Source organism: Allobosea sp. TBD101, assembly GCF_059817965.1.
Genome location: NZ_CM187543.1, coordinates 3,646,059 through 3,667,155, shown reverse-complemented (window position 1 = coordinate 3,667,155; position 21,097 = coordinate 3,646,059). Strand labels below are relative to the sequence as shown.

The 21,097-nt window shown below is 65.0% G+C and carries 26 protein-coding genes; 19 read left to right on the top strand and 7 right to left on the bottom strand.

Annotated features, from left to right (window positions below):
- The first annotated feature begins 64 nt into the window (after positions 1-64).
- The 5 genes from AC6RIC_RS17850 to AC6RIC_RS17830 are packed head-to-tail and all read left to right on the top strand — an operon-like array spanning position 65 to position 1,622.
- Complete coding sequence (locus AC6RIC_RS17850; protein WP_499733326.1) at positions 65-460, top strand: recombination protein NinB; 396 nt, start codon at positions 65-67, stop codon at positions 458-460.
- Positions 457-795 (top strand): HNH endonuclease, encoded by a 339-nt coding sequence (locus tag AC6RIC_RS17845; protein ID WP_499733325.1) that lies wholly within the window; start codon positions 457-459, stop codon positions 793-795. The genes AC6RIC_RS17850 and AC6RIC_RS17845 overlap by 4 nt, the downstream gene beginning before the upstream one ends.
- Entirely contained in the window at positions 792-935 is a 144-nt protein-coding gene (locus tag AC6RIC_RS17840) for a hypothetical protein (RefSeq protein WP_499733324.1), read from the top strand. Before AC6RIC_RS17845 ends, AC6RIC_RS17840 begins: the two co-directional genes overlap by 4 nt.
- The gene (locus AC6RIC_RS17835; RefSeq protein WP_499733323.1) at positions 935-1,120 is read left to right on the top strand and encodes a hypothetical protein; all 186 of its coding nucleotides are present in this window, start codon (positions 935-937) and stop codon (positions 1,118-1,120) included. Before AC6RIC_RS17840 ends, AC6RIC_RS17835 begins: the two co-directional genes overlap by 1 nt.
- Position 1,121: 1 nt before the next feature.
- The gene (locus tag AC6RIC_RS17830; RefSeq protein ID WP_499733322.1) at positions 1,122-1,622 is read left to right on the top strand and encodes a helix-turn-helix domain-containing protein; all 501 of its coding nucleotides are present in this window, start codon (positions 1,122-1,124) and stop codon (positions 1,620-1,622) included.
- On the opposite strand, the gene AC6RIC_RS17825 is transcribed toward AC6RIC_RS17830, so the two are convergent.
- Both AC6RIC_RS17825 and nusG read right to left on the bottom strand, forming a co-directional pair.
- A complete protein-coding gene (locus AC6RIC_RS17825) occupies positions 1,590-1,817 on the bottom strand; it encodes a hypothetical protein (RefSeq protein ID WP_499733321.1) in 228 nt (75 codons plus the stop codon). The two genes, AC6RIC_RS17830 and AC6RIC_RS17825, sit on opposite strands and share 33 nt — an antisense overlap.
- Before the next feature lie 186 nt (positions 1,818-2,003).
- Positions 2,004-2,282 (bottom strand): transcription termination/antitermination protein NusG, encoded by a 279-nt coding sequence (nusG, locus tag AC6RIC_RS17820; protein ID WP_499733320.1) that lies wholly within the window; start codon positions 2,280-2,282, stop codon positions 2,004-2,006.
- A 248-nt stretch (positions 2,283-2,530) separates the two neighbouring features.
- On the opposite strand from nusG, the gene AC6RIC_RS17815 reads away from it, so the two are divergent.
- From AC6RIC_RS17815 to AC6RIC_RS17800, 4 genes are read left to right on the top strand one after another with little or no spacing between them, the layout of a single operon-like run.
- The gene (locus AC6RIC_RS17815; protein WP_499733319.1) at positions 2,531-3,103 is read left to right on the top strand and encodes a hypothetical protein; all 573 of its coding nucleotides are present in this window, start codon (positions 2,531-2,533) and stop codon (positions 3,101-3,103) included.
- Complete coding sequence (locus tag AC6RIC_RS17810; RefSeq protein ID WP_499733318.1) at positions 3,100-3,822, top strand: baseplate wedge 1 family protein; 723 nt, start codon at positions 3,100-3,102, stop codon at positions 3,820-3,822. The genes AC6RIC_RS17815 and AC6RIC_RS17810 overlap by 4 nt, the downstream gene beginning before the upstream one ends.
- A 14-nt stretch (positions 3,823-3,836) precedes the next feature.
- Positions 3,837-4,805: a hypothetical protein gene (locus AC6RIC_RS17805; protein WP_499733317.1), complete on the top strand. Its 969-nt coding sequence runs from the start codon at positions 3,837-3,839 to the stop codon at positions 4,803-4,805.
- Positions 4,805-5,224, top strand: a complete 420-nt coding sequence (locus AC6RIC_RS17800; RefSeq protein WP_499733316.1) for a hypothetical protein — start codon at positions 4,805-4,807, stop codon at positions 5,222-5,224. Before AC6RIC_RS17805 ends, AC6RIC_RS17800 begins: the two co-directional genes overlap by 1 nt.
- Positions 5,225-5,268: 44 nt before the next feature.
- Here AC6RIC_RS17800 and AC6RIC_RS17795 read toward each other — a convergent pair whose 3' ends face one another.
- The gene (locus AC6RIC_RS17795; protein ID WP_499733315.1) at positions 5,269-6,303 is read right to left on the bottom strand and encodes a radical SAM protein; all 1,035 of its coding nucleotides are present in this window, start codon (positions 6,301-6,303) and stop codon (positions 5,269-5,271) included.
- 126 nt (positions 6,304-6,429) lie between these two features.
- On the opposite strand from AC6RIC_RS17795, the gene AC6RIC_RS17790 reads away from it, so the two are divergent.
- From AC6RIC_RS17790 to AC6RIC_RS17780, 3 genes are read left to right on the top strand one after another with little or no spacing between them, the layout of a single operon-like run.
- A complete protein-coding gene (locus AC6RIC_RS17790; RefSeq protein ID WP_499733314.1) occupies positions 6,430-6,921 on the top strand; it encodes a hypothetical protein in 492 nt (163 codons plus the stop codon).
- Positions 6,922-6,933: 12 nt separating this feature from the next.
- Complete coding sequence (locus tag AC6RIC_RS17785; RefSeq protein WP_499733313.1) at positions 6,934-7,614, top strand: hypothetical protein; 681 nt, start codon at positions 6,934-6,936, stop codon at positions 7,612-7,614.
- A gap of 1 nt (position 7,615) precedes the next feature.
- A complete protein-coding gene (locus AC6RIC_RS17780; protein WP_499733312.1) occupies positions 7,616-9,199 on the top strand; it encodes an SGNH/GDSL hydrolase family protein in 1,584 nt (527 codons plus the stop codon).
- Between the two features lie 205 nt (positions 9,200-9,404).
- On the opposite strand, the gene AC6RIC_RS17775 is transcribed toward AC6RIC_RS17780, so the two are convergent.
- Positions 9,405-9,575 (bottom strand): hypothetical protein, encoded by a 171-nt coding sequence (locus tag AC6RIC_RS17775; RefSeq protein WP_499733311.1) that lies wholly within the window; start codon positions 9,573-9,575, stop codon positions 9,405-9,407.
- A gap of 243 nt (positions 9,576-9,818) precedes the next feature.
- On the opposite strand from AC6RIC_RS17775, the gene AC6RIC_RS17770 reads away from it, so the two are divergent.
- The 4 genes from AC6RIC_RS17770 to AC6RIC_RS17755 are packed head-to-tail and all read left to right on the top strand — an operon-like array spanning position 9,819 to position 11,568.
- Entirely contained in the window at positions 9,819-10,328 is a 510-nt protein-coding gene (locus tag AC6RIC_RS17770; RefSeq protein ID WP_499733310.1) for a hypothetical protein, read from the top strand.
- Positions 10,329-10,343: 15 nt separating this feature from the next.
- A complete protein-coding gene (locus AC6RIC_RS17765; protein WP_499733309.1) occupies positions 10,344-10,472 on the top strand; it encodes a hypothetical protein in 129 nt (42 codons plus the stop codon).
- Positions 10,469-11,320: a glycoside hydrolase family 108 protein gene (locus tag AC6RIC_RS17760; RefSeq protein ID WP_499733308.1), complete on the top strand. Its 852-nt coding sequence runs from the start codon at positions 10,469-10,471 to the stop codon at positions 11,318-11,320. The genes AC6RIC_RS17765 and AC6RIC_RS17760 overlap by 4 nt, the downstream gene beginning before the upstream one ends.
- Complete coding sequence (locus AC6RIC_RS17755; RefSeq protein WP_499733307.1) at positions 11,317-11,568, top strand: hypothetical protein; 252 nt, start codon at positions 11,317-11,319, stop codon at positions 11,566-11,568. The genes AC6RIC_RS17760 and AC6RIC_RS17755 overlap by 4 nt, the downstream gene beginning before the upstream one ends.
- Before the next feature lie 211 nt (positions 11,569-11,779).
- On the opposite strand, the gene AC6RIC_RS17750 is transcribed toward AC6RIC_RS17755, so the two are convergent.
- The 3 genes from AC6RIC_RS17750 to AC6RIC_RS17740 form a co-directional block, all read right to left on the bottom strand.
- The gene (locus tag AC6RIC_RS17750) at positions 11,780-12,439 is read right to left on the bottom strand and encodes a hypothetical protein (protein WP_499733306.1); all 660 of its coding nucleotides are present in this window, start codon (positions 12,437-12,439) and stop codon (positions 11,780-11,782) included.
- 76 nt (positions 12,440-12,515) lie between these two features.
- A complete protein-coding gene (locus AC6RIC_RS17745) occupies positions 12,516-13,688 on the bottom strand; it encodes a DNA-methyltransferase (RefSeq protein WP_499733305.1) in 1,173 nt (390 codons plus the stop codon).
- Complete coding sequence (locus tag AC6RIC_RS17740; RefSeq protein ID WP_499733304.1) at positions 13,681-13,959, bottom strand: hypothetical protein; 279 nt, start codon at positions 13,957-13,959, stop codon at positions 13,681-13,683. Before AC6RIC_RS17740 ends, AC6RIC_RS17745 begins: the two co-directional genes overlap by 8 nt.
- A gap of 249 nt (positions 13,960-14,208) precedes the next feature.
- Between AC6RIC_RS17740 and AC6RIC_RS17735 the strand changes: the two genes are divergently transcribed.
- From AC6RIC_RS17735 to AC6RIC_RS17725, 3 genes are all read left to right on the top strand, one after another.
- Positions 14,209-14,376 (top strand): hypothetical protein, encoded by a 168-nt coding sequence (locus AC6RIC_RS17735; RefSeq protein WP_499733303.1) that lies wholly within the window; start codon positions 14,209-14,211, stop codon positions 14,374-14,376.
- A 228-nt stretch (positions 14,377-14,604) separates the two neighbouring features.
- Positions 14,605-16,617 (top strand): autotransporter assembly complex protein TamA, encoded by a 2,013-nt coding sequence (locus tag AC6RIC_RS17730; RefSeq protein ID WP_499733302.1) that lies wholly within the window; start codon positions 14,605-14,607, stop codon positions 16,615-16,617.
- Positions 16,617-20,936 carry a translocation/assembly module TamB domain-containing protein gene (locus AC6RIC_RS17725; RefSeq protein ID WP_499733301.1) on the top strand — a complete coding sequence of 1,440 codons (4,320 nt, stop codon included), beginning with the start codon at positions 16,617-16,619 and terminating at the stop codon, positions 20,934-20,936. Before AC6RIC_RS17730 ends, AC6RIC_RS17725 begins: the two co-directional genes overlap by 1 nt.
- Positions 20,937-21,097: the final 161 nt, after the last annotated feature.

Genomic DNA, 21,097 nt, shown 5'->3' with positions numbered 1-21,097 from the left:
AGTTCAACGCCGAGCTCGACATGATCGTCGATTGCGTCCGCGCCTACGGGCGCAAGGAGGCCGCATGAGCCGCGCCCTCGTCATCCTCGACAGCCCCATGGCGAGAAGCCGTGCTGCCTCCTTGGTGATGAGGGCGGCTCACGGGACCCGCTGCGAATTCAAGCTGAGCAAGCGCACGCTGCCGCAGAACGATCGCATGTGGGCGATGCTCACGGATATCAGCCGGCAGGTCGCATGGCATGGCCGGCAGATGAAGCCGGATTGCTGGAAGCTCGTCTTCCTCGATGCGCTCAAGCGCGAGGTCCAGGCTGTTCCGAATCTCGATGGGACCGGCTTCGTCAACATCGGGCGCTCCTCGTCCGATCTGACCAAGCAGGAGATGACGGACCTGATCGAGCTGATCTTCGCCTTCGGCGCTCAGCATGGCGTCGTCTTCGCCGACGAAGCGAGGGCGGCATGAACCGACGCCATATCGGCACGACCGAGCGCACGCGCATCTGGGAACGGTTCAACCGGACGTGCCAGATGTGCTTCCAGCCGACCGACATCGGCGGCGTCGACTTCGACCATCATATCCCGCTTGAGATCGGCGGCGATGACACCGAGGAAAACCTCCGGCCGCTTTGCCGGCCGTGCCACCGGCTTAAGACCAAGGGCGACGTGAAGGACATCGCGCGCGCCAAGCGCCGTGAGGCAGCACATCGCGGGCTCAAGGCTCCGTCGCGCCGCCCCCTGCCCGGCTCGCGCGCCTCCGGCTGGAAACAGAAGCTCTCTGGCGAATGGGTGAGACGATGAGCGACTATGACCACATCGCTTTGCCACTGATCTTCCTGGCGATCATCGGCGGGCTCTGCTGGCGCGCGCTGGATCGCCGCATCTACGGGCGGGACCCGCAAGCCGAGGCTCACGGCGACATTCCGGGGCCGCGCCGGTGATGGCCCGGTTCAAGCCCCAGCGTCAATCGTCATGGCGCAACCACCTCACGGCAGGCGAGCGCGAGATGGTCGAGCGTGCCGACGCCGCGCAGGCCGAGTGGAAGCGCCTGCGGGCCATGCGCGCCGAGATCGCCAGCCGGGCGGCGTTGCGGGCGAAGGCGGCCGACCCATCAAGGAGCGTCTGAGATGCCCACACTCATCCCTATGCGCTCGGCCGCCGAAACGCTCGGCATCTGCGAGCGCCAGTTGCGCAAGCTCATCAAGGGCGGGGCTATCGCGTACATTGATATGTCGATGGGCAAAGTCAGACGGTCGATACGTTTCCACCCTGACGACATCCAGGCATTTATCGAGCGGCGTCAGACCGGCATGCCGGCGGCCACAAGATTGGCCGCCAGATCACGCCCCCAAATTCGACGGGAGAAGGTTGAGGCAGAGGCCCGAACGAAGACGCGTGCCAAGGAAGCAACAGCTCTGCGACGCCGCCCCTCGTTCGTCTACTTCGTCCGCTCCGGCCCCTTCCTCAAGATTGGTACCACCCGAGATCTGAAGCACAGGATCGGCAACATGCAGACCGCACACCCGACACCTCTGGTCCTTGCTGGGTCGATCAAGGGCGATGAGCGAATGGAGCGCGAGCTTCATCGCCGGTTCTCATCGCTTCGTGTCTCGTGCGTTGGCCGCTGAAACCTGAGCTGAAACCAGACGGGCTGAAACCACCTGCCGGACTTTGCCGGAGAGGTCACGCTCCCATCCCTCTTTCTTGGCGCGCTTGTTGATCGCAGTGTGGCTGACGCCGTGCTGGCGTCCGATCTCCGCGACCGATAGCTGACCGGCGCGATACTCGCGCTCGATCGCTTCCCAATCTGTCTGCTTGGACATGAACTCGATCTGGATACGAGAAAGCCCGACCTCTCGGCCGGGCTCCTGTTACCCTTGGCGCTGGTACATCCGCAGTCGCCGGGCAAAGCTTCGCATGGTCCCGCCAGAGTGGCGGCGTGGGGTCCGTGAGATCAAGCCGCGCGAGGTGGCGATCACACTACCGAACAAACCATGAATCGCTATGTCTCATGCGGCGAAGCGATCGTCAACACCCTTCCCGGTTTTCTTCACCAGCTCGATCTGCCGAACATCGAACTCTGCCTTCGTCTCGCGCCCGAATATGTCGATGAGGACACCTGCGGTTTCCAACCCGAGGATGTCGACCACGGTTGCCTGGAAGCTGGCGAACGGCCCGTCGATGATCCGGACGCGATCGCCGGGATCTATCCCGACCTTCTTCATCGGCTCTGGCGCTGGGACCGGATGTGCCACCGTCCCCTGATAGGCTGCGATCTTCTCGATCACCGCGCGAGGCACCGTGCACCATCCGACGCTATTGCGGACGACCGCCACGACGCCGTCGATCTCCCGGATGTCCTCGATCGGACGGCCGTCGATGGTGACGCCTGTCTTATCAAAGCCTCGATCCGGACCAGGCGGAAGGCGCCCGGCTCGACCAGATCGCAAAGCTCCGTCTGCTGGCTCGCGCCCCTGGTGAGAGCGACATCGATTTCCGGCAGGCAATCACGAACGCCGGCCGCGCCCGCATCGACATGAGCGACCTCTCGCAGGCGCTCTCGGCTTTGTCGGGCGTGACATGGGTTCAGACTTACGTGAATGCAGAGCAGGCGACCGACGCCGATGGGATCCCGCCGCAGCACGTTGCCGTCGCCATCATCGGCGGCGATGACGACGAGATCGCCCGCACCGTCCGATCCTACGTCGTTCCGGGCATCGGCACCCACGGCAATGCGATCGTGGAAACGACGATCGACGGGTTCTGCCGGTCGATCCGCATCGTGCGCCCAGCCGAGATCTCGATCAGGCTAGAGGTTGAGGTCTTGGCCCAGGCTGACCGGCTGGGTTGCCCGCCACCCTCGGCGCTTGCCATCGCGGCAGGCATCGCTCAAGCGCTGACCGGCGCAAGCCGCCCCCGCAATGGCCAGGATGTCACGGAATTTCTGATCCGGCAGGCGGTTGAAAGCCGTTATCCGAATGTGCAGGTCATGGAGGTCAGGGCCTCGATCGCGCCGGCCGCGCCAGTGGCCATCCCCCCTGATCTCGCCCTCAACTTCTTCCAGATCATGTCGATCTCGGCTGATCGGATCACGGTGATCCCGGTATGAGTGAGCATGCCTGCCCAGTCGTTGGCGAGCTTGTCGAGGTCGAGATCAACAAGGTCGCCACTGAATACCGCGAGGCGGTCAAGTTCCTCGGCATAATCCGCGCGTTTCTCGGGCAATCCGAGGATGCCGCGATCAAGCTTTGCGCGATCCCCGATTTCTTCGATATCGACACGGCAGTCGGCGATCAGCTCACCATCCTCGGCAAGCAGCTCGGGCTACAGCGGTGCCATTGCATCTGCGAAACGCCGCTTGTGGTGGGTTACGGCTGCGGCGGCGGGTACGGCGGGCCATATACGCTCGCCGGCTACTGCGCGCCCGGCTCCGTCTTCATCTCATGCCCTCCACTCGGCAGCAGCACGCTTTGCATCGACGATGACGAGACGTTCCGCGGCTTGCTGAAAGCCCGCCGGTATCAAGTCCTCGGGCTCTACGACATCGCCTCACTGCAGACCGCTGCGCGCCACATCTGGGGCCCAACCGCATGGGTCATCGACGCGAAGGTTGGCCGGGTCGTCATCGCCCCTGGTCGCGATCTGACGGACGACGAGGAGATGCAATTGCCCGTCGCATTCCGCGTGCTGCCCATCGCCCCCGGGATCGATGGTCTTGTTCATCGTGGCAATGCCCTTGCTGCTGGCTACGGGACCGGTTGGGGCGGCTATTGCGACGGGTCCGAGATCATCTGTCCGGCCGACCCGCACACCTATACCTGCGCCTGATCTGAGGAGCCTTCATGGCCACAATTTCCTTGCCCTTCGCGGCGAGCGGGAGCCGTCGCGCCCCGAACTCGGGCGAGCTCACCAACGGCTACCCGTGCGGCCCTTTGGATGAGCAGCTCGACAACTGGCTTGAGTGGTTTACGACCGGCCAGATTGCGCACGCGATCTCTGGGGCCGGCCTGACGGTCGACGACGCAGACCTCGATCGCCTCGCGCGCGCCATCCAGAAGGGCATGAACTATTCGGTTGCGACCGGGACGGCGAATGCCTGGGTCGTCGGGCTCTCGCTCGCCCCGCTGGCGTATGCGGCAGGGCTGAGCTTCGACATCATCGCTCCGGCGACAAATACCTCGACGACGGTCAACGCCAATATCGCCGGCCTCGGCAATCGTCGAATCAAGAAGCGGGATGGCTCCGACCCTGCGATCGGCGATCTGGTCTCGGGCGTGGCCTACACGACGGTCGACGACGGCACGAATATCCGCATCCTCTCGATGCTGCCCAGCGACATCGGCGCCGCATTAACCGGCGAGGGCGGCCGCATCCTGAACTATCGGACTTACACACTGACAGCTCGTCAGGTGCTGACTGGTTCGCTGAACCCCGGCATTGTCCTTTGGACTGGGACCTATCCGAAGCTGAAGGATGCCACCCGCCTGGTCTTTGAGGCCGCGCCCTCGTTGCGCTTGGCGGACACCAACTCGACGACCTATGCGCGGGCGCGGCTCAACGGCATATCCGGCAACGACCAGTATCAAAACCATTACTTGCTCTATAACAACTCCGGCGCCAGCTATCAGACGCCGCAGGTCAACAAGTTCTCCTGGGCGGGCATCGCGAAAGGCGACGTCGCGATCGAATATCGCGTTGGCCAAGCAATAGCCGCCACCACGACGGTGGTAGTAAATCCGTCATCTCTGGACAGCGGCGGATGGGTCGACGGCTTCTCCTCCACCTTCACCGTCTATGAGGTCGAAAACTGATGATGGGACTTCATCGAGCGGAGGTCCGCGCGCTGATTGCGCTCGGTGCCGAACTGGTGCGCGAGGAGGAGGACGGGTCCATCTCCTATTTGCCGGAGGATCTCGACAGGGCGGGCTATGATGCAGCGCTCGCCACGGCGATCGCAGATATCGAAGCGGAGGCCGAGCAGCCCGCTCCGGTGCAGCTCTCCTTCCTCGAGTTCATGGACCTGTTCACGGGCGACGAGCAGCTCGCCTTGGCCGGGGCTGCCATGACCGACCCGCCGACCAAGCTCTGGTACGATCGTGCCGTCGGCGCCCAGTTCATCGATCTGTCGGATCCGCGCCTCGCGACCGGTCTTCAGGCGATGGTCGACAACCAGATCATCACCGCGGGCCGGAAGGCTCGCGTCCTCCAAGGCCTCCCTCCGGAGGCCTGACGATGAAGCGGTCAACCGCGATCACTGCCGTGAGATAGGCGCTCTCAGGAGGCGGCGGAAAGCGCGGCTTCTTGCGGGGGGCCCCACATCGGGCATGTTGAGCAGAGGGAATGGGTCCGATCCTGGAATTCCTTCCGGAACAGATTGAACCTGTCAGATTCGAAGACCTCCAGCGGATTTTCGCGCAGAGCGTTGCCGTTCGAAATGTATTCCTCGGCGAAGTACGTGCAGCACGCGGAGATATTCCCCGACACCCCGATCACCAGCGTGTCGTCAGGCTGTGTGCACTTCGGATAAGGGAACCCCTCGGCGAAAATCTTCATTTCGCCCTTGTCAGCAATGATGGATTGCAGCGACTCGACATCTTTGGGGCTGATCGCGAATTCCTGCGCGCCATGGTCGAACATGAGCTGGATAATCCACTGCTTGATGCCGAGCCCCTTCAGATAGGCGAAGACTTCGCCGATCGTTGGGAGATTGGACGGCGACAGCACCGTGATTACCCGCAGCTTTTCGCCGTGGTTGGCGGCCAGGTACCGAATGGTCTCATCATAGCGAACGGGATCGGTCCCGACGCGCGTCTTGGCGATGATGTCGGTGTCCAATGTGTCGAATGATACGTAAAGGTGCGACAGCCCGGCCGCGAAGTAACCTTCATAGGCTTCTTTTGAAGTCGCCAGGAGGTTCGAAACGATCCGAACTTCACGGAATTTCCCGGAGTGGGACGCGTACGCGATCTGCTGCGCAAGCTCTGGATGGAGCGTCGGCTCCCCATAGCCGTGGAGCCAGATCGCAGGCTTGGCCGCGCCGAAAAGGTGATGAGTCGTATCGATCTTGTCGATGATCGTCTTGAACGCAGGGAACGCCATCTTCGTGTTCTTAGAACGGTAGATGTTGTCGGTTCGGTGGCAGTAAGTGCAGCGCAAATTGCAGCGCGTGATCGTCTCCAGAAAGATTGTGTGGATCTTCCTGGAACCCGGTGCCGTCGTGGGCAGGGGTTCAGGGCGCTCCTGCGTCAGACCCGAAAAATAGGTCCGCCAAAGGTCGGCGAGTTTCGTCTTCGCCAGAATTCCGTCCATTGAAATTGCTCAAAATCAAGGCTGCAGGTGCATCGACTTAGCACGAGCGCCGCTTGCCATCCAGCCTTGAGCCCATCCAAAACCGCCGCCTCCGGGCGGCTTTTTCGTGCCTGAAAGGACGCGCCGATGACGCGCTATGGCGGTTGTGGGCTAACGCTCGCAGGCGAGATCCCATTCGTCGCTGGCGATGAGATCGTTCAGCGCTTCGTCATCCTCGCGGAGAAAACGCCCGTCGACACGACCGGCTGGACGGTGGCCGCGGATGTCTGGATCGGCGGCTCGCCGCGCGGCGATATTGCGGTCGCTGTCGAGATCGGCGAGGCGGCCCCTGCTGCGGGCGAAGCGCATGGCCGCCTCCGAATGGTCGAGGAAGAGACGGCCAAGCTCGAGCGAAGCGGGCAGGCTTTCCTGCGGTTAACCCTCGTCAACCCGATGGGCCGGACGATGCATACAGCCGGCGCCGGGCTCCGCGAGATCAGAGGGCCGAGCCCTTCGGTCAGCGGCATGGCCATTCTGCGCTGCGTTCTGGTCGGCGTCCGCGCCTCGGATCTGACGCCGACGCCGCCTTCCAACACCTACGACGATGACGATTACGCCGCCTTCGCCGCGGCCGCCTGAGGAGCTCAATACATGGCCTTCAACATCAAGGATTTCGTCACCCAGGCGCTCGTCAAGATCAAGTCGACGACCGACGGCAGCAATGGCGAGGTGACACACCACCACGTCGATTCCTCGGCTCTTCCGAATGGCGCCGCGACCGACGCGAAGCAGGACACCGCGAACGCCGCGCTTGGCGCTCCGGCCGATGCTGAGGCCGCCGGCAACGGCACCATTACGGCGATCCTCAAGCGAATCCGGACGCTGCTTGGCAATAGCGGAGCGGGAGTTGCCGCAGGGACGCTGCGGATCACCGTCGCGACCGATGACGGATTGCATGCGAAGCTAGGCGAGGTCCAAGCCAACCCGACCGCGAACACGCTCCTCGATCGCTTGAAATCTATCACGACTGCGCTGGCCGGCCTGCTCAGCGTCACCCCGCAGATGGCGAGCGGTGGGAACATCTCCGCTCAGACGAACAATCCGGGCTCGACCTACAGCGCCTTCGCCTCACAGGCGTGCAAGCAGGTCACCGTCGTCAACGACACCGGCACGACAATCCTCGTCCAGCAGGGCGCAGCCGGCGTCGGTGTCCCGATCTTCGATCAGAGCGCCTTCACCTTCTTCGGTATCGCCAATGCCAACGTCCTCGGCGTCAAGCGCAAGGACGACGGCAACACCCAGGTGACGGTCGCCGCGCGCTGGGAGACGTGACGTGAAGGGACAGCTCAATGCCCGGTTGCCCGGTCTGAGGGCGACGCGCCGTCTTGGCACGGGTGGTGGGTCCGGCCCTGCGCTGCCTGGCACGGCTGCAACCGTCTTCCCCAGCGTTCAGCCGACCGTCCACTACCACCCGAACAGCCAATCGCCGACGCTTTCCGGTGACCGCGTTACTGCTTGCTCTGACTTGAGGGCTCTTGCTGCATTCTCTGGGCTAGCGGCCGGCGGCGGCACGATTGGCCCGAAGCAGATAACGGACGCACTGGGGCGTAAGGTCTGGCGTTTCCAAGGGTCGCAAGCCGGTAGTGCAGCCGCAACGCTGACCGGCATCAGCCTGCGGGCCAATGGGGTCTTCTTCGTTGGCCGGATGCATAAGCATCGCGCCACCGTCAATTTCATAAATGCTCGCTATCTGAGCTACACGGACGACAGTAACAATACGACAGCCACCGCCGCGCAGGTCCTCATGCAGGCGCGTGTGGTTTCGTCTGGCGCTCCGAGCATCAACCAACTCATCGGCTCTGACGCAACCAATGGCTGGAAGATGGTGCCCGGCTGCCAGTTGCACCTTTCTGGCTTCGCCTCGCGCACCACGGCTCTTGGCGGTCAGCGCGGATACCTCAACCTCGATGTCGGTGTTAATCCAACTCAGGTGACCGGAACCACGACGGGCATGAGCGGCCTCGTCATCGGCGGTGTCCCTGGGGCAAGCAACGCGATCACCGCCGACGCCTATCAGTTTGACCTCTACGAATTCGCTTTCTTCAACCAGTCGCTGACGAATGCGGAGGCCGATGCCATCGCAGCCGCCATGGTCGCGAACTGGGCAATCCCGACCCTCACCCGTCAAATCGTCCTGATGGGGGATAGCATCACGGACGGCATCCCCACGGCGCTTCCGGTCTCGCCAGACAGTGCCGGAAACATCGGCATGTTGTTGACCGAACCGGGGGCGGAGCTGGTCCCAACCGACTGCCGCGTGATCAATCTCGGCACATCGGGGCATCAGATTTCGAACCTCCAGACGCAGAAGAACGCGGCGCAGTCGATCTTCGGGCCGGCTTCGGCGGCAGGCAAATTCTCTGGCGGGGCGTCGAACAACATCGCCGTCACTCAGATCGGCCGCAACGACATGGGGACAGGGGGTCTTTCTGCTGCCACCCACTATGCGAACTATGTGACCTACCTCAACAGCGCGACCGTTGGGCAAGAAGGCGTCTTCCAGCGCGGCTTTTCGCATAGGACTGTTTCAAACATCGCGACCAGCAACGGAACGACCCAGACCCAGATCGAGGCGTTCCGAGACCTGATCATGGATAGCGGGAGCAAGTTGATTACTGCTCAGTATCTGACCGACACGCTGTCCGGCGCAGGCCAGACATATGATGGCCTTCATGCCGTTCTCCCGGTTTCGGAGATCACTGTTGGCGGGGATAGCAAGCTGAAGACCGCTGCCGACGCGCTCGATACGGCTTCGGGTTACTACAACAGCGATGGAACACACCTCGTCCTGGCTGGCCAGAATCTCCAGACGAACGGCGGCGACACGCCGAGCTACGGCTACGGCTCAGTGATGTGAAGGCCCGACCGCCGCCTCTGACGGCCGGGCCAGCCCCTCCCAATCGGGCGGCGTGAACGAGGCGGGGCCAGACCTCGCGACAACAACGCCTGACTGGGCCTGCCGTTGCATCATCCATTCGAACGATCTGAACCCACTACCCTTACTCGCCGCAGATGGGCGGCGGGGCGATTTTGCCCGTCTAGGGAATCGCCCCGGCGTAAGCTTAATGATCACCAATGATAGCAGTCTGAGCACGTAGCCAAATCAGATCGCGCTTCGCAAAAGCGACCTGCAGCTTCATCGCCGGATCGCTATCTGCCTCGTTGATAAATATGAACAGTCGGCACTCATGGTAGCGATTGTTTTTCTCTATCATATCAATATCAATTTTCACCTTAATTCTCTTAAGTAATTAGACACAAAACGGCAGAAACGCCGCATCTTTACTTAAGCGAATTCGGCGGGGGCGGCAACCGCTCTGAACCCATCACCCATTGCAGGGCATGTAAGTCCATGATGATCGTCGCAATCTGCTGGCTGCTCTGCGCCGCCGTCTTTCTTGAGGTGGCCGAGCGCGCGCCGACCATCGAGTGACCCGCCTGTCTCGCGCGGGCGTTTCCCTGTCCGGAGATATCTCATGTCCGCCAGCCTGCTGGTGCTCTTCCTGAGCGCCGGGCTCAATCGCGCGCGCGGCGATGCCCGCTGGAAGCCTGCCTGGTTGCGCGGCCGAGCCCTGCTTTATGTCGCGCCGGCGATAGGTTTGGTTGCGCTCTTTGCCCAACCCTGGCGGGTCGCGCTGGCCTTGGCCGGCGGCTACCTGTTCTGGGCTGTCTTCGGCTGGGGCCATGTGCTGATGCGGGTCGGCGGCGCGCGGCCGGATCGCAGCCCCAACGTCGTCGAGGCGGCCCTGCTTGCGCTGCCCGGCTCGATCCTGCCGGTCTTCGCGCGGATGCTCTTCGTCCTGCCCGGCGTGCTCGCCGTCGCCTGGCTGACCGGCCGGCCGGAATTCTGGCTCGCCGGCGTGTCGTTCGCCGCGGTCGCCACTGTCGCCTATCACGTCCTCTTCCGCCCCTTGCAGCCGCTGGACTGGCTGCGCGCCGAGCTCGTCGTCGGCGCACTCTGGGGCGTCCTGATCCTCATCGCCTGATCCCCGGAGGCCTCAATGCTTCGAACCCTGTTCGCGGGGGCGCTGACGCTCGCCCTGCTCTCCGCCTGCGTGCCGAGAGACGATGGCATGGGCGATCTGTGGAAGGCCGCTCGCCATTGCCTTAAGATGGAGGCCTGCCGATGACCGCGCAGAACTTCGTGCCGGTCCTGTCCGGCGTACTCGTCCACGAGGGCGGCTGGTCGAAACACAAGGCCGATCCCGGCGGCGCGACCATGAAGGGCGTGACGCAGCGGGTTTATGATGCCTATCGCCGCCGCCGCGACCTGCAGCCGCAATCTGTGCGCCTGATCACCGATATCGAACTGCGCGACATCTATCGCCGGCAGTATTGGGACGTGATCAAGGGCGATCGGCTTCCCGCTGGCGTGGATTATGTCGTCATGGATGGCGCCGTGAATTCGGGCCCCTCGCAATCCGTGAAGTGGCTGCAGCGCGCGCTCGGCATGAACCGGATCGACGGCGTGATCGGGGAGGCAACTCTCGCGGCCGTCGAGAACCACCACGACCACGACGCCCTCATCGCCCAGATCCTGGAGCGCCGTCTCGCCTTCCTGAAGGCGTTGCGGATCTGGCCCACCTTCAAGGGCGGTTGGACCTCACGGGTCGCGCAGGTCGAGCAGATCGGCCAGGCCTGGGCCACCGGCTCCGTCGCGCCGAAGCCGATCTTCTTCGCGGGCGGCAACGCCAAGGCGACGATCGACCAGGCCAAGCCGCTGCCCGCCAAGGGCGGCGCCGACGCCGCGACCGGTGCCGGCATCTCGTCGGGCTCGCTTGGCGGCGTGCTCGAGGCGGCGCGCCAGCAGCTCGAGCCGCTCGCCGGAGCCTCGACCGTCATTGGCTATGTCGTCACGACGCTGGTCATCACCGGCGTGCTGATGACCGCCGGCGGCTTCGCCTATCGCGCCTATGCCAGCCACAGGGCCCGGGCGCGCGCCGACGCGCTCGACCTGCCTGAAGGGGTCGCAGCGTGATCGCCCTCGCCGAGCTTGGCGCATGGCTGGCGCGCGGCGCCAAGGCCATCCCCTGGCAGGCCTGGGCCATCCTCGCGCTCTTCGCGGGCGTCGGCATCTATGGCTGCCAGCAGCGCGAGGCCGGCGAAGAGGGCGCCCTCCTCAAAGTCGAACGCAAGCAGCAGGAGAAAGCCGATGCGGCTCACAAAGAGGTTGATCGCGTGCTGCGCGGTGATCGCTCTCGCGTCATGCAGTTCGACCGTGATTGACGGCTGCCGGATATTCACCCCGATCCGCGGCGCGCCGTCGGAGGACACGGCGGAGACGATGGCCCAGGTCGACGCTCACAACGCCAAGGGCGTCGGCGCTTGCGGCTGGAAGGCGGGCGCATGATTGCCCGTGTCAGGCATACGGCCGGTCCCTATTCCTCGAACCGCCTGTTCGAATGGATTATGGCCGGGGGGCTGCTGCTTATCGCGTTCACACTGGCGTTGCCGGGCGATTCCCTCGATCGCGGAGCTCTGCGACTCCTTTCTCAATCGGGGGTGCCAGCCAGCCATAGGTTACGCGGTGCCACTCCAGCGGCTTGACCGCGACCTCCGCCCCTTTCCGCAGTGAGGAGAGGGAGGGGGCGGCAGGATCATTTGTGGCATCCGCGAGCGCCGGTTTGCAGTTCTCCAGAGCCGATAGACGCCGCTCGACCATCAGGTAGCGTGCCGTCTCGCGAGCGTTCAACGGGGCCGCCGCCTCAAGACGGTCCAGTTCAGCGCGCAGCACCACCGCCATATCCGCCTTGAGCGCGTCAAATCGGTTGGCTGCTTCCGCTGCGATGCTTTCAGCCACGTGGTCGCCAACACAGACGCCGTTGGCCTCGGTCGCGCCGGGGAAGTTCTTCTGGTCGTCCTTGAACCATGGATAGCCGAGCGCCTTTCCTAGCGTCTGGCATATGTCATCGTTCGAGGCCGCAAAGGCCCCCCTCAACCTCTCGATCTCTTCCCTCGCCTCCGACAAGGAGAGGGACTGAGACGAGAGGGCTTCCGTCAGGTCTCGGATCGCAGCGCGCAAATCGTCGTGCACGCCTGCGCCGTTGTAGGTTGCAATCGCCCGCGCCCGCTCGATCAGGTCAGAGTGATCCCTCATGACCTCTCCCTCCCTTCAGAGAGGGGATTTTTGGAGTTGGCATCCGCGCGATTCCGGCCAGAACTTACGATCGCCATCACGCAGCCTCCACGTTCGCGAACATGCCGGCGTCGCCTGCGATGCGGGCGTGAGCCATGGCGGCGTATTCGGGGTTGAGTTCGATAAGCACGGCGCTGCGACCGAGACGGTCAGCAACGAGGCCTGTGGTGCCGGCGCCGCCAAAGGGATCGAGCACCGTCCCGCCAGCCGGGCACCCTGCCTTTATGCAGGGCTCGATCAGATCAGGCGGGAAGGTCGCAAAATGAGCGCCTTTGAACGGCTGTGTTGCGACCTCCCAGACACTCCGCTTGTTGCGCGTACCGCCCATTAGGAACTCACGGTAATATCCCCCAAGTGCCGCCTTCGCTTCTGCGGCAAGGCGTTTGATTTCTTCGGCATTCCGCCCGGCGCCATTGGTCGTGACGAGAGCCTTACCCGCGTCGGATATGCCGACCGCGCGGATGGCTTCGATATGGGCCTGCGTTAAGCCCTTCTCGCGGGCAATCTCGGAAGCTCGAAGAGCTTGCGGGCGTCCCACGGCCTTCATAGAGCCGTTAGTCTTGCCGGGGGCGCGGTCCGACCCTGCCTGCTCCCCCACGTTTTGGGCGAGACGGGCGATAGACGCCTCGGCAACTTGCTCTGCAATCGCCTCGCTGTCGAAGTGGTAGCGCTCGCTCTTCGACAGCAGGAAGATGTATTCGTGAGCCTTCGTGCAACGGTCCTTGATGCTCTCCGGCATCGGGTTTGGCTTGTGCCAGATGATGTCCTGGCGGAGATACCAACCGTCTGCCTGGAGCGCGAACGCAACCCGCCACGGAATGCCGATGAGGTCTTTCGGCTTTAAACCGTCAACGTGACGCGATGGGGCGCCGGGGCTCCCAGCGTTGGATTGCTGCTTCGAACCAGCCTTGTCAGTCGTTTTCCGCTGGCCTGGGTGAGCGTTGTAGCTATCCCCCAGGTTCAGCCAAAGCGTGCCATCGTCCCGCAGCACGCGACGCACCTCGCGGAATACCTTGACCATGGCAGCGACGAACTCGTCAGGCGTCGGCTCAAGCCCGATCTGCCCATCATGGCCATAGTCCCGCAGCCCGAAATACGGCGGCGATGTCACGCAGCAGTGGACGCTCTGATCGGGAAGCCCCTTCAGAGCCTCGCGGCAATCCGCGTTGATGATGCGGACCCGCCCCTTCGTGCTTGCCCGCTCAGACATGGGGGGAGGCCTTGCGAAGGGTTTCGAGAATGTCGTTGACGCGGACCGTCAGTTCGTTGCGCGGGTCACCTTCGAGGACCGCCAGAAGAAGCATCTCGGCTTGCGAGCGAGCCTCCTCGATGCCGGCGAACATGTCGGGCGCGGCGGCGATCAAGCGGGCGTCAGCTAGGCCGTCGCCTGTCCTCGGGTCAAACCCGATGCAGGCAATATTCTGATCCTGCTTCTTGGCCTCGTCGTAGCGATTGACGCTATGCCATTCGCTGCCGTTCATCCTGAAGCGGACGCCGCTGACGAACCAAGGCCCTGGGGTGTGTGTCCGCTCACCCATGGCGAGGGGCCTGGGTGGGGAGAGAACGGGTCAGGAACTGGCCGCCGAGGGGCTGTGTCGTTGTTTCGTTCATCGGGTTGCTCTCATAAGTCATATGACTTATATAAGGCATATGCGTTATCGTCGTCAATAAGGCATATGCGAAATATGGGTGGCTTGTCGGAAAATCTCATATGCGTTACGCGCCCTCGGATGGGCCGTAAGCTTCGCTACCCGGACAAGATCATTGCGCCGCTTCCGCCCGGCTCGCTGGAGCGCATCGCCGCTGCTTTGAAGCCGGGCGAGGATAAGACGGATCTGCTGCGCGAGGCGATCGAAGCGGAGCTGCGGAAGCGAGAGCAGGGGAGGCCGAAAGGCTGAGAAATCAGTTTTGCACTGTTCCTGCCGGTTCCGGTTACGTCCGGCTTTGTTCCGGTATGGCGTGAAAAACGGAATTCCGTGCCCAATTGGGGTTTCGCGGAAACCCGTTTACCCTTCGTTAGCAGGAACGTTCGAGTCCTTGAGCATTGCGCGAGCCTGTCGCCTGCCTATGATGGCGGCGGGCTTGGGCATGAATTTGCGTGTGGCGGGGGGTTGCTTGGAGGGTGGATGCGGTTCTGGCGTAGGGCAAGGCATGCGGTCGCGCTGAGCGGCAGCTGTGCGTTTGCCACACTGCTGAGCCTGCAGGCTGAACCTGCCCGGGCTTTTGATCTCTCGTCGCTCGACGTGTTCGGCCTCTTCACCAAGAAGGACGAGCCGTCGGCGCCGAGCGCTGCTGCCTTGCCCTACAAGCTCGAATTCGACCTCGGCGAGGCCGACGATGCCAAGGCGCTGACGCGCTCGCTGCAGGACGCCTCGCTGCTCTATCGGCTGCGTCAGGACGCCCCGCCCGACGGCGAAAGCCTGTCGCGCCGGATGGCGACCGATCTCAACCCGATGCTCGATGCGCTCTGGTCGCAGGGCTATTTCAACGCCGATGTCACGCTGATCGTCGATGGTGTCTCGCTCAAGGTCGGGGCCGAGCCCGACGCGGCGCTGGTGCGGACGCTCGAAGCCCATCGCAACCGCGACGCCGTGCCGATCACGGTGCGGGCCCGGCCCGGAAAGATATTCGGCCTGCGCAGGATCGACGTCGTCGAGCGCGACGAGGCAGGTCCCCCGGCGATCACCGATCCGATCAAGGTCTCTCGACTGAAGGAAGGCGATCCTGCGACCGCCTCCGCGCTTCGGGCGGCGCAGGCGGCATTGGTCGACCATATGCGGGCACAGTCACGGCCGCTCGCCAAGGTCGTCGAACTCCGGCCCGTCGTCGACCATGCCGCCGGCATCATGGATGTGACCTATGTCATCGCGCCCGGTCCGCTCGCCGGCTTTGGCGACATCACGGTCGGGCAGACCGACGAGATTCCGCCGGAAGTGGTGCGCTCCTTCATCTATCTGGAGCCCGGCGACCCCTATTCGCCGAAGGCTCTGGCCGATACGCGCCGCTCGATCGCGACGATCCCCGCCATCGGCTCCGTCCGCATCCGCGAGGACGACAAGCTCGACGGCGCCGGGAATCTGCCGATCTTCGTCGAGGTGACCGAGCGGCCCAAGCGCCTGCTCGGCTTCTCGGCCCGCTACTCGACCATCGACGGCCCGGCGGTGAAGACCTATTGGGAACACCGCAACCTGTTCGGCGGCGCCGAGCGCCTGCGGCTGGAGGCCAGCGTCTTCTTCGCGCCGCGCATCGACGGCACAAAGCTCCAGAGCTTCGGGGACTTCAAGGAATCCGATCTCGGCGGCCGCTTCGCCTTCAGCTTCATGAAGCCGGCTCTTGGCGGCAGCCGCAACGACCTGTTGCTCGACGGCGTCGCGACGCGCGAGCGCGTCGGCCTCAACCGCTATGGCGGCTACACCGCCCGCTACGCCAACGTCACGACGGCGATCCGCCACCGTTTCAGCAATACTTTCTCGGTCCAGGGCGGCATCGAGGTCGAGCGCGGCCAGACCAGCGACGTGCTCGGGCAGGTGGATTACACCCTCGTCGGCATTCCCCTTTCGGTGAAATACGATTCCACCGACAGCTTGCTTGATCCCACGCGCGGCTATCGCGCGACGGCTTCCTTCACGCCCTATCCGACCTTCCTCGGCTCGACTGTCGGGATCTACCAGACCAAGGCGTCGGTCTCCGCCTATTACGCGCTCGACGAAGACGCCCGTTACATCCTCGCCGGCCGCATCGGCTTCGGCTCTGTTGCCGGCGCCAGCCTCGACGAGATTCCGGCGACGCGGCGCTTCTATGCCGGCGGCGGCGGTTCCGTGCGCGGTTATGCCTATCGTAGCCTGTCGCCGCTCGGACCCTACCAGCAGATCATCGGCGGACGCAGCCTGTTGGAACTCTCGGCCGAGGCACGCATCAAGATCACCGATACGATCGGAATCGTGCCCTTCTTCGACGCCGGCACCGCCTTCGAATCGAGCCTGCCGGACGGCAAGCAGAAGCTGCAGATGGCCGCAGGTCTGGGCTTCCGTTACTATACCGGCATCGGGCCGATCCGGGTCGACATCGCCGCGCCGCTCAATCCGCGCAAGGGTGACAAGCCGGTCGCGCTCTATGTCAGCATCGGGCAGGCCTTCTGATGCGCCGGCTCTTCACCGTTCCGCGCCTCGCGCTCTTTACCCTGCTGCTGACGGCGGGCTTCCTGTTCTCGGCGCATTTCGGCGGCTTCGCCCAGAATGCCCAGACCGATCGCGGCGTCATCGCCGACCTGATCTCCAAGGCTCTGTCGAGCAGCACCAGCCAGGTCTCGATCGGCCAGGTCAACGGCGCACTTTCCTCCGATGTCGAGATCCGCGACATCGTCCTCTCCGATCGCGACGGCGCCTGGCTGCGCCTTGACCGCGTTCGCCTGATCTGGACCCGCAGTGCGCTGCTGCTGCGCCGGCTCGATGTCGACCGGCTGGAGATCGGCAAGCTTGAAATCCTGCGCAAGCCCGCGCCGCAGCCGGCGGGTGCGGCCCCGCCGAGCAACGAGCCGATCCTGCCGGAGCTGCCGCTCAAGGTGATCATCCGGGCGCTCCAGCTCAACGAACTGGCGCTGGGCGAACCCGTGCTCGGCGTTGCCGCCCGCTTGAGCGCCAATGGCGCCGCGCGACTGGGGCCGCCGAATGAAGGGCTCGACCTCAAGCTCGAGGCGAAGCGGCTCGATATGGGCGGGCTCTTCGACGTCACCATGTCCTTCGTGCCCGAAAGCACGCGCCTGCAGCTCGCGGCCAAGCTCGACGAGCCGGCGGGTGGCCTGATCTCCAAGGTCGCGGGCCTGCCCGGCGAGCCCCCGGTCAAGCTCGACGTGACCGGCGACGGCCCGCTCGATGCCTTCCGCTCCAGCCTCGTTTTCACGGCCGGCCCGACGATCGGTGCCGATGGCTCTGCGACGCTGTCGCGCTCGGGTGCCGAACGCCAGCTCGCGCTCGCGCTCGATGCCCGCATCGAAGGGCTGATGCCGGCGCCGGTGGCGCCGGTCTTCGCCGGCTCGACCCGCCTCGACGGCGCGGTCGGCTTCCGCGACGACAGCGGCGTCGATATCCGCAATCTCGCACTGGTCTCCGCGTTGGCGCGTCTCGATGTGCTCGGCCGCTACAATCCCGACAAGACGCTCGATCTGCGCGTGACGGCCGCCTCCCGCCCCAATGCGGATGGCCGCACGGTCGCGTCCGGTACCGAAATCGGCAAGCTCGCCTTCGACGCGACGATCCGTGGCCCGGTGGCCGGCCCGACCGTCGTCGCGAAGCTCGACGCAAGCGATGCCAAGTTGCCCGCGGGCCAGTTCGGCAAGGTCGCGCTCGCCTTCAATGCGACGCCGACCGGCACCATCGGTGAGCCCGGCACCCGCATCGCCCTGACCTCGGACGGCGAGGCCAGCGGGATCGTGCTGGCCGACAAGGCGCTGATGCGCGCGGTCGGCGACAAGGTCACCTTCGCCTTGCGCGGCACCGGGCAGGATGACGGCACCGCCGATTTCGAGACTCTGAGGCTCGCGCTCTCCGGTGTCGAACTGGATTACAAGGGCAAGCTCGGCCAGGCGCGCATGCTCGGCCAGCTCAAGGCGGTGCTGCCCGATCTCGCCCGATTGAGCGGCTTGGCCGGCCGGCCGCTCGCGGGCAGGGCGGATATCACTGCCGATCTCGACGCCACGCCGCGCCTGAACAACTACGCGGCGACGCTTGCCGGCAAGGCCGAGCGCCTCGCCACGGGCGAAGCCGCCCTCGACCGCCTGCTCGCCGGCAATCTGACGCTCGCGGGCCGCGTCAATGCGCTCGCCGGTGACTACAAGGTGAGCGGCTTGCGCGTCGCCGGCCAGCATGCCGCCTTCACGGCGGACGGCGCGATCGGGCGGCAGCAATCCGACCTGAAGCTCGCGCTGAACCTGCCCGATCTCAAGCGCGCCGATCCGCGCCTCTCCGGCCGTGGCGACGTCACCGCCCGGATCACCGGCCCGCAGAACAAGCTCGATGCCACCGCCCACATCGCTGTCGCCAACGCGACCGCGCTCGCCCGACCGATCCCGCGCCTGACGATCGATGCGGTGGCCAAGGACCTGCAGGGCGCGCTCGACGCCAATGTCACGCTCACCGGCGAAGTCGATGCTAAGCCGGCCACCGGCTCGCTGCGCCTCGCGCGTCAGCCAGATGACGGCTGGAACCTCTCGACGCTCGATTTTGCGCTCGGCTCGGTCCGCCTGAATGGCGGCCTGACCCTCGATCCCGCCAGCCGCGCCGCCGGACGCCTGACGCTCGCGGCCCGCAACCTCGACGATCTCTCGGCGCTGGCCCTGACCAAGCTCGGCGGCCAGCTCGATGCCGATATCGTGCTGGCGGCGCCGGGAGGTCGACAGGATATCGACCTGACCGCTCGCGGTTCACGGCTCGCCGGCCCCTCGCTGACGATCGACAAGCTCGATGCCCGCGCCAATGCCAAGGATATCTATGGCCGCCCGATGCTCGATGCCGCCATCGCCATCGATCGCGCCGTCGCGGCTGGCGAGGCGATCAGCGGCATCCGCTTCGATTCGAAGGGCGCGCCCGATGCCAGCGCCTTCACGCTGAGCGCCAATGCCCGCGGCTTTGCCCTGAAGGGCGCCGGCCGCCTCGTTCCCGGCGAGCCCTTGAAGCTGGAACTCGCCTCTTTCGACGCGCGCCGCGATGGCCGCGCGATCACGCTCGCCAACCCCGCTGCGTTCAGCTTCCCGGCTTCCGGCGTCGAGATCGCCAATCTGGCTCTGCTGATCGACAAGGGGCGGGTGACGCTCGATGGCCGCGCCGGCGAGACGCTCGACTTGCGCTTCGCGGCCCGCGAGGTGCCGCTCTCCGCCGCCAGCATCGCGGTCCCCAGCCTGAAGCTCGGCGGCACGCTGAATGCGGAGGCGCAGGTCAAGGGCCGGCCGGGCGATCTATCAGGCCCATGGAAGCTGAGGATCGCACAGCTCGTCACGCCCGAAACCCGGCAGGCCGGCCTGCCGCCGGTCGAGATCCAGGGCGAGGGAGCGCTCAAGGGCGATGCCGCCGGTATCTTCGCGACCGTGAATGCCGGAAAGGGCGCGAGCCTTACGTTACGCGGCACTGCGCCGCTCAACGCCTCCGGTCCGCTTGACCTCGCGGCCCAGGGGCGCGTCGACGCGGCGCTCGCCAACACCATGCTCGCTGCAAGCGGCCAGCGCGTCACGGGTGCGGTCGCTCTCGATATGCGTGCCGGCGGAACCGCCTCGGCCCCGCGCCTCAGCGGCAACGCGACACTGTCGGGCGGCAGCTTCACCGACGCCCTGCAAGGCATTCGCTTCAACGCCATCGAGGCACGGATCGCTGCCAATGGCGACAACCTGACGATCGAGCGCGCCTCCGCCCAGACGCCGAACGGCGGGACGATCTCCGCGAGCGGGCAGGTCAAAGTCGACCCGGTCGCCGGCTTTCCCGGCAATATCCGCATCCGCGGCGATCGCGCCCAGCTCGTCTCCAGCGGGCTGGTGACGGCGGTCGCGGGGCTGAACCTCGAGATCACCGGGCCGTTGGCGCAGCGCCCGCGTCTCAGTGGCCGGGTCGACATCGCCTCGCTCGAAGTCTCCGTGCCGGATCGTCTGCCGGCGACGCTGCGGCCGGTCGACGGCATCAAGCATGTGAATGCGAAGGGCGCTGCCGCCGCACGGCTCGCTGCCGCTCGCAAGACGCAGAAGGCCAAGGGGCGCGGTGGCCGCCCCGCGCCGGCTTTCGATGCCATGCTCGCTTTGACGGTTTCCGCTCCCAACAAGGTCTTCATCCGCGGTCGCGGCATCGATGCCGAGCTCGGCGGCGAGATCCGCGTCGGCGGCACCTCCTCGGCGCCGGCATTGGACGGCGGCTTCGAACTGCGCCGCGGGCGGCTCAGCGTGTTGACGCAGCGGCTCGATTTCAGCCGCGGCCGGCTGACCTTCGCCGGCGGGCTGATTCCCGATCTCGATTTCATCGCCCAGACCAGTGCGGGCGACGTGACCGCCCGGATCATCATCAGTGGCCCGGCCGACCAGCCGGTCTTCGCCTTCACGTCGCAGCCCGAACTGCCGCCGGATGAAGTGCTGTCGCGGCTGCTCTTCGCCCGTGCCTCGGGCTCGCTCTCGCCGTTCCAGGCCCTGCAGCTCGCACAGGCGGCGGCGCAGTTCGCCGGTGGCGGTGGCGACGACACCTTCGAGCGGCTGCGCAAATCGCTCGGCGTCGACAATCTCGACATTCAGATGGGTGCGGGCGGGCCGACCGTCGGGGCTTCGCGCTATATCAGCGACAACATCTCGGTGGGCGTGAAGGTCGGTTCCAAGCCGGAGGATAGCGGCGTCTCGGTCGGTATCGACGTGACCAAGCGCCTGAAGCTCCAGGCCGAGACCGGGGCGGATGGCAGCGCCGCTGTCGGAATCGGGGCCGAGTGGGAATACTGAGCAGGCTTCCTCCGAGAATCGGGCTGTGCAGAGATTCGGCCCGAATTCGATTTCCGGAGGAGCGATTCCCCGGCTTCGCAAGGCAAAAACCGCTTGTGCGGTGCCGTTGCGGTTAATGCTTGGTGAATTTCGCCGGTCAAAGCGTGGCTCGCCTGCAACAC

Excerpts from the sequence above, each read along its gene's own strand:
- AC6RIC_RS17850 (WP_499733326.1), top strand. The coding sequence starts at position 65 with ATGAGCCGCGCCCTCGTCATCCTCGACAGCCCCATGGCGAGAAGCCGT.
- AC6RIC_RS17845 (WP_499733325.1), top strand. The coding sequence starts at position 457 with ATGAACCGACGCCATATCGGCACGACCGAGCGCACGCGCATCTGGGAA.
- AC6RIC_RS17840 (WP_499733324.1), top strand. The coding sequence starts at position 792 with ATGAGCGACTATGACCACATCGCTTTGCCACTGATCTTCCTGGCGATC.
- AC6RIC_RS17835 (WP_499733323.1), top strand. The coding sequence starts at position 935 with ATGGCCCGGTTCAAGCCCCAGCGTCAATCGTCATGGCGCAACCACCTC.
- AC6RIC_RS17830 (WP_499733322.1), top strand. The coding sequence starts at position 1,122 with ATGCCCACACTCATCCCTATGCGCTCGGCCGCCGAAACGCTCGGCATC.
- AC6RIC_RS17825 (WP_499733321.1), bottom strand. The coding sequence starts at position 1,817 with ATGTCCAAGCAGACAGATTGGGAAGCGATCGAGCGCGAGTATCGCGCC.
- AC6RIC_RS17815 (WP_499733319.1), top strand. The coding sequence starts at position 2,531 with ATGAGCGACCTCTCGCAGGCGCTCTCGGCTTTGTCGGGCGTGACATGG.
- AC6RIC_RS17810 (WP_499733318.1), top strand. The coding sequence starts at position 3,100 with ATGAGTGAGCATGCCTGCCCAGTCGTTGGCGAGCTTGTCGAGGTCGAG.
- AC6RIC_RS17805 (WP_499733317.1), top strand. The coding sequence starts at position 3,837 with ATGGCCACAATTTCCTTGCCCTTCGCGGCGAGCGGGAGCCGTCGCGCC.
- AC6RIC_RS17800 (WP_499733316.1), top strand. The coding sequence starts at position 4,805 with ATGATGGGACTTCATCGAGCGGAGGTCCGCGCGCTGATTGCGCTCGGT.
- AC6RIC_RS17795 (WP_499733315.1), bottom strand. The coding sequence starts at position 6,303 with ATGGACGGAATTCTGGCGAAGACGAAACTCGCCGACCTTTGGCGGACC.
- AC6RIC_RS17790 (WP_499733314.1), top strand. The coding sequence starts at position 6,430 with ATGACGCGCTATGGCGGTTGTGGGCTAACGCTCGCAGGCGAGATCCCA.
- AC6RIC_RS17785 (WP_499733313.1), top strand. The coding sequence starts at position 6,934 with ATGGCCTTCAACATCAAGGATTTCGTCACCCAGGCGCTCGTCAAGATC.
- AC6RIC_RS17770 (WP_499733310.1), top strand. The coding sequence starts at position 9,819 with ATGTCCGCCAGCCTGCTGGTGCTCTTCCTGAGCGCCGGGCTCAATCGC.
- AC6RIC_RS17765 (WP_499733309.1), top strand. The coding sequence starts at position 10,344 with ATGCTTCGAACCCTGTTCGCGGGGGCGCTGACGCTCGCCCTGCTCTCC.
- AC6RIC_RS17760 (WP_499733308.1), top strand. The coding sequence starts at position 10,469 with ATGACCGCGCAGAACTTCGTGCCGGTCCTGTCCGGCGTACTCGTCCAC.
- AC6RIC_RS17750 (WP_499733306.1), bottom strand. The coding sequence starts at position 12,439 with ATGAGGGATCACTCTGACCTGATCGAGCGGGCGCGGGCGATTGCAACC.
- AC6RIC_RS17745 (WP_499733305.1), bottom strand. The coding sequence starts at position 13,688 with ATGTCTGAGCGGGCAAGCACGAAGGGGCGGGTCCGCATCATCAACGCG.
- AC6RIC_RS17740 (WP_499733304.1), bottom strand. The coding sequence starts at position 13,959 with ATGAACGGCAGCGAATGGCATAGCGTCAATCGCTACGACGAGGCCAAG.
- AC6RIC_RS17735 (WP_499733303.1), top strand. The coding sequence starts at position 14,209 with ATGGGCCGTAAGCTTCGCTACCCGGACAAGATCATTGCGCCGCTTCCG.
- AC6RIC_RS17730 (WP_499733302.1), top strand. The coding sequence starts at position 14,605 with ATGCGGTTCTGGCGTAGGGCAAGGCATGCGGTCGCGCTGAGCGGCAGC.
- AC6RIC_RS17725 (WP_499733301.1), top strand. The coding sequence starts at position 16,617 with ATGCGCCGGCTCTTCACCGTTCCGCGCCTCGCGCTCTTTACCCTGCTG.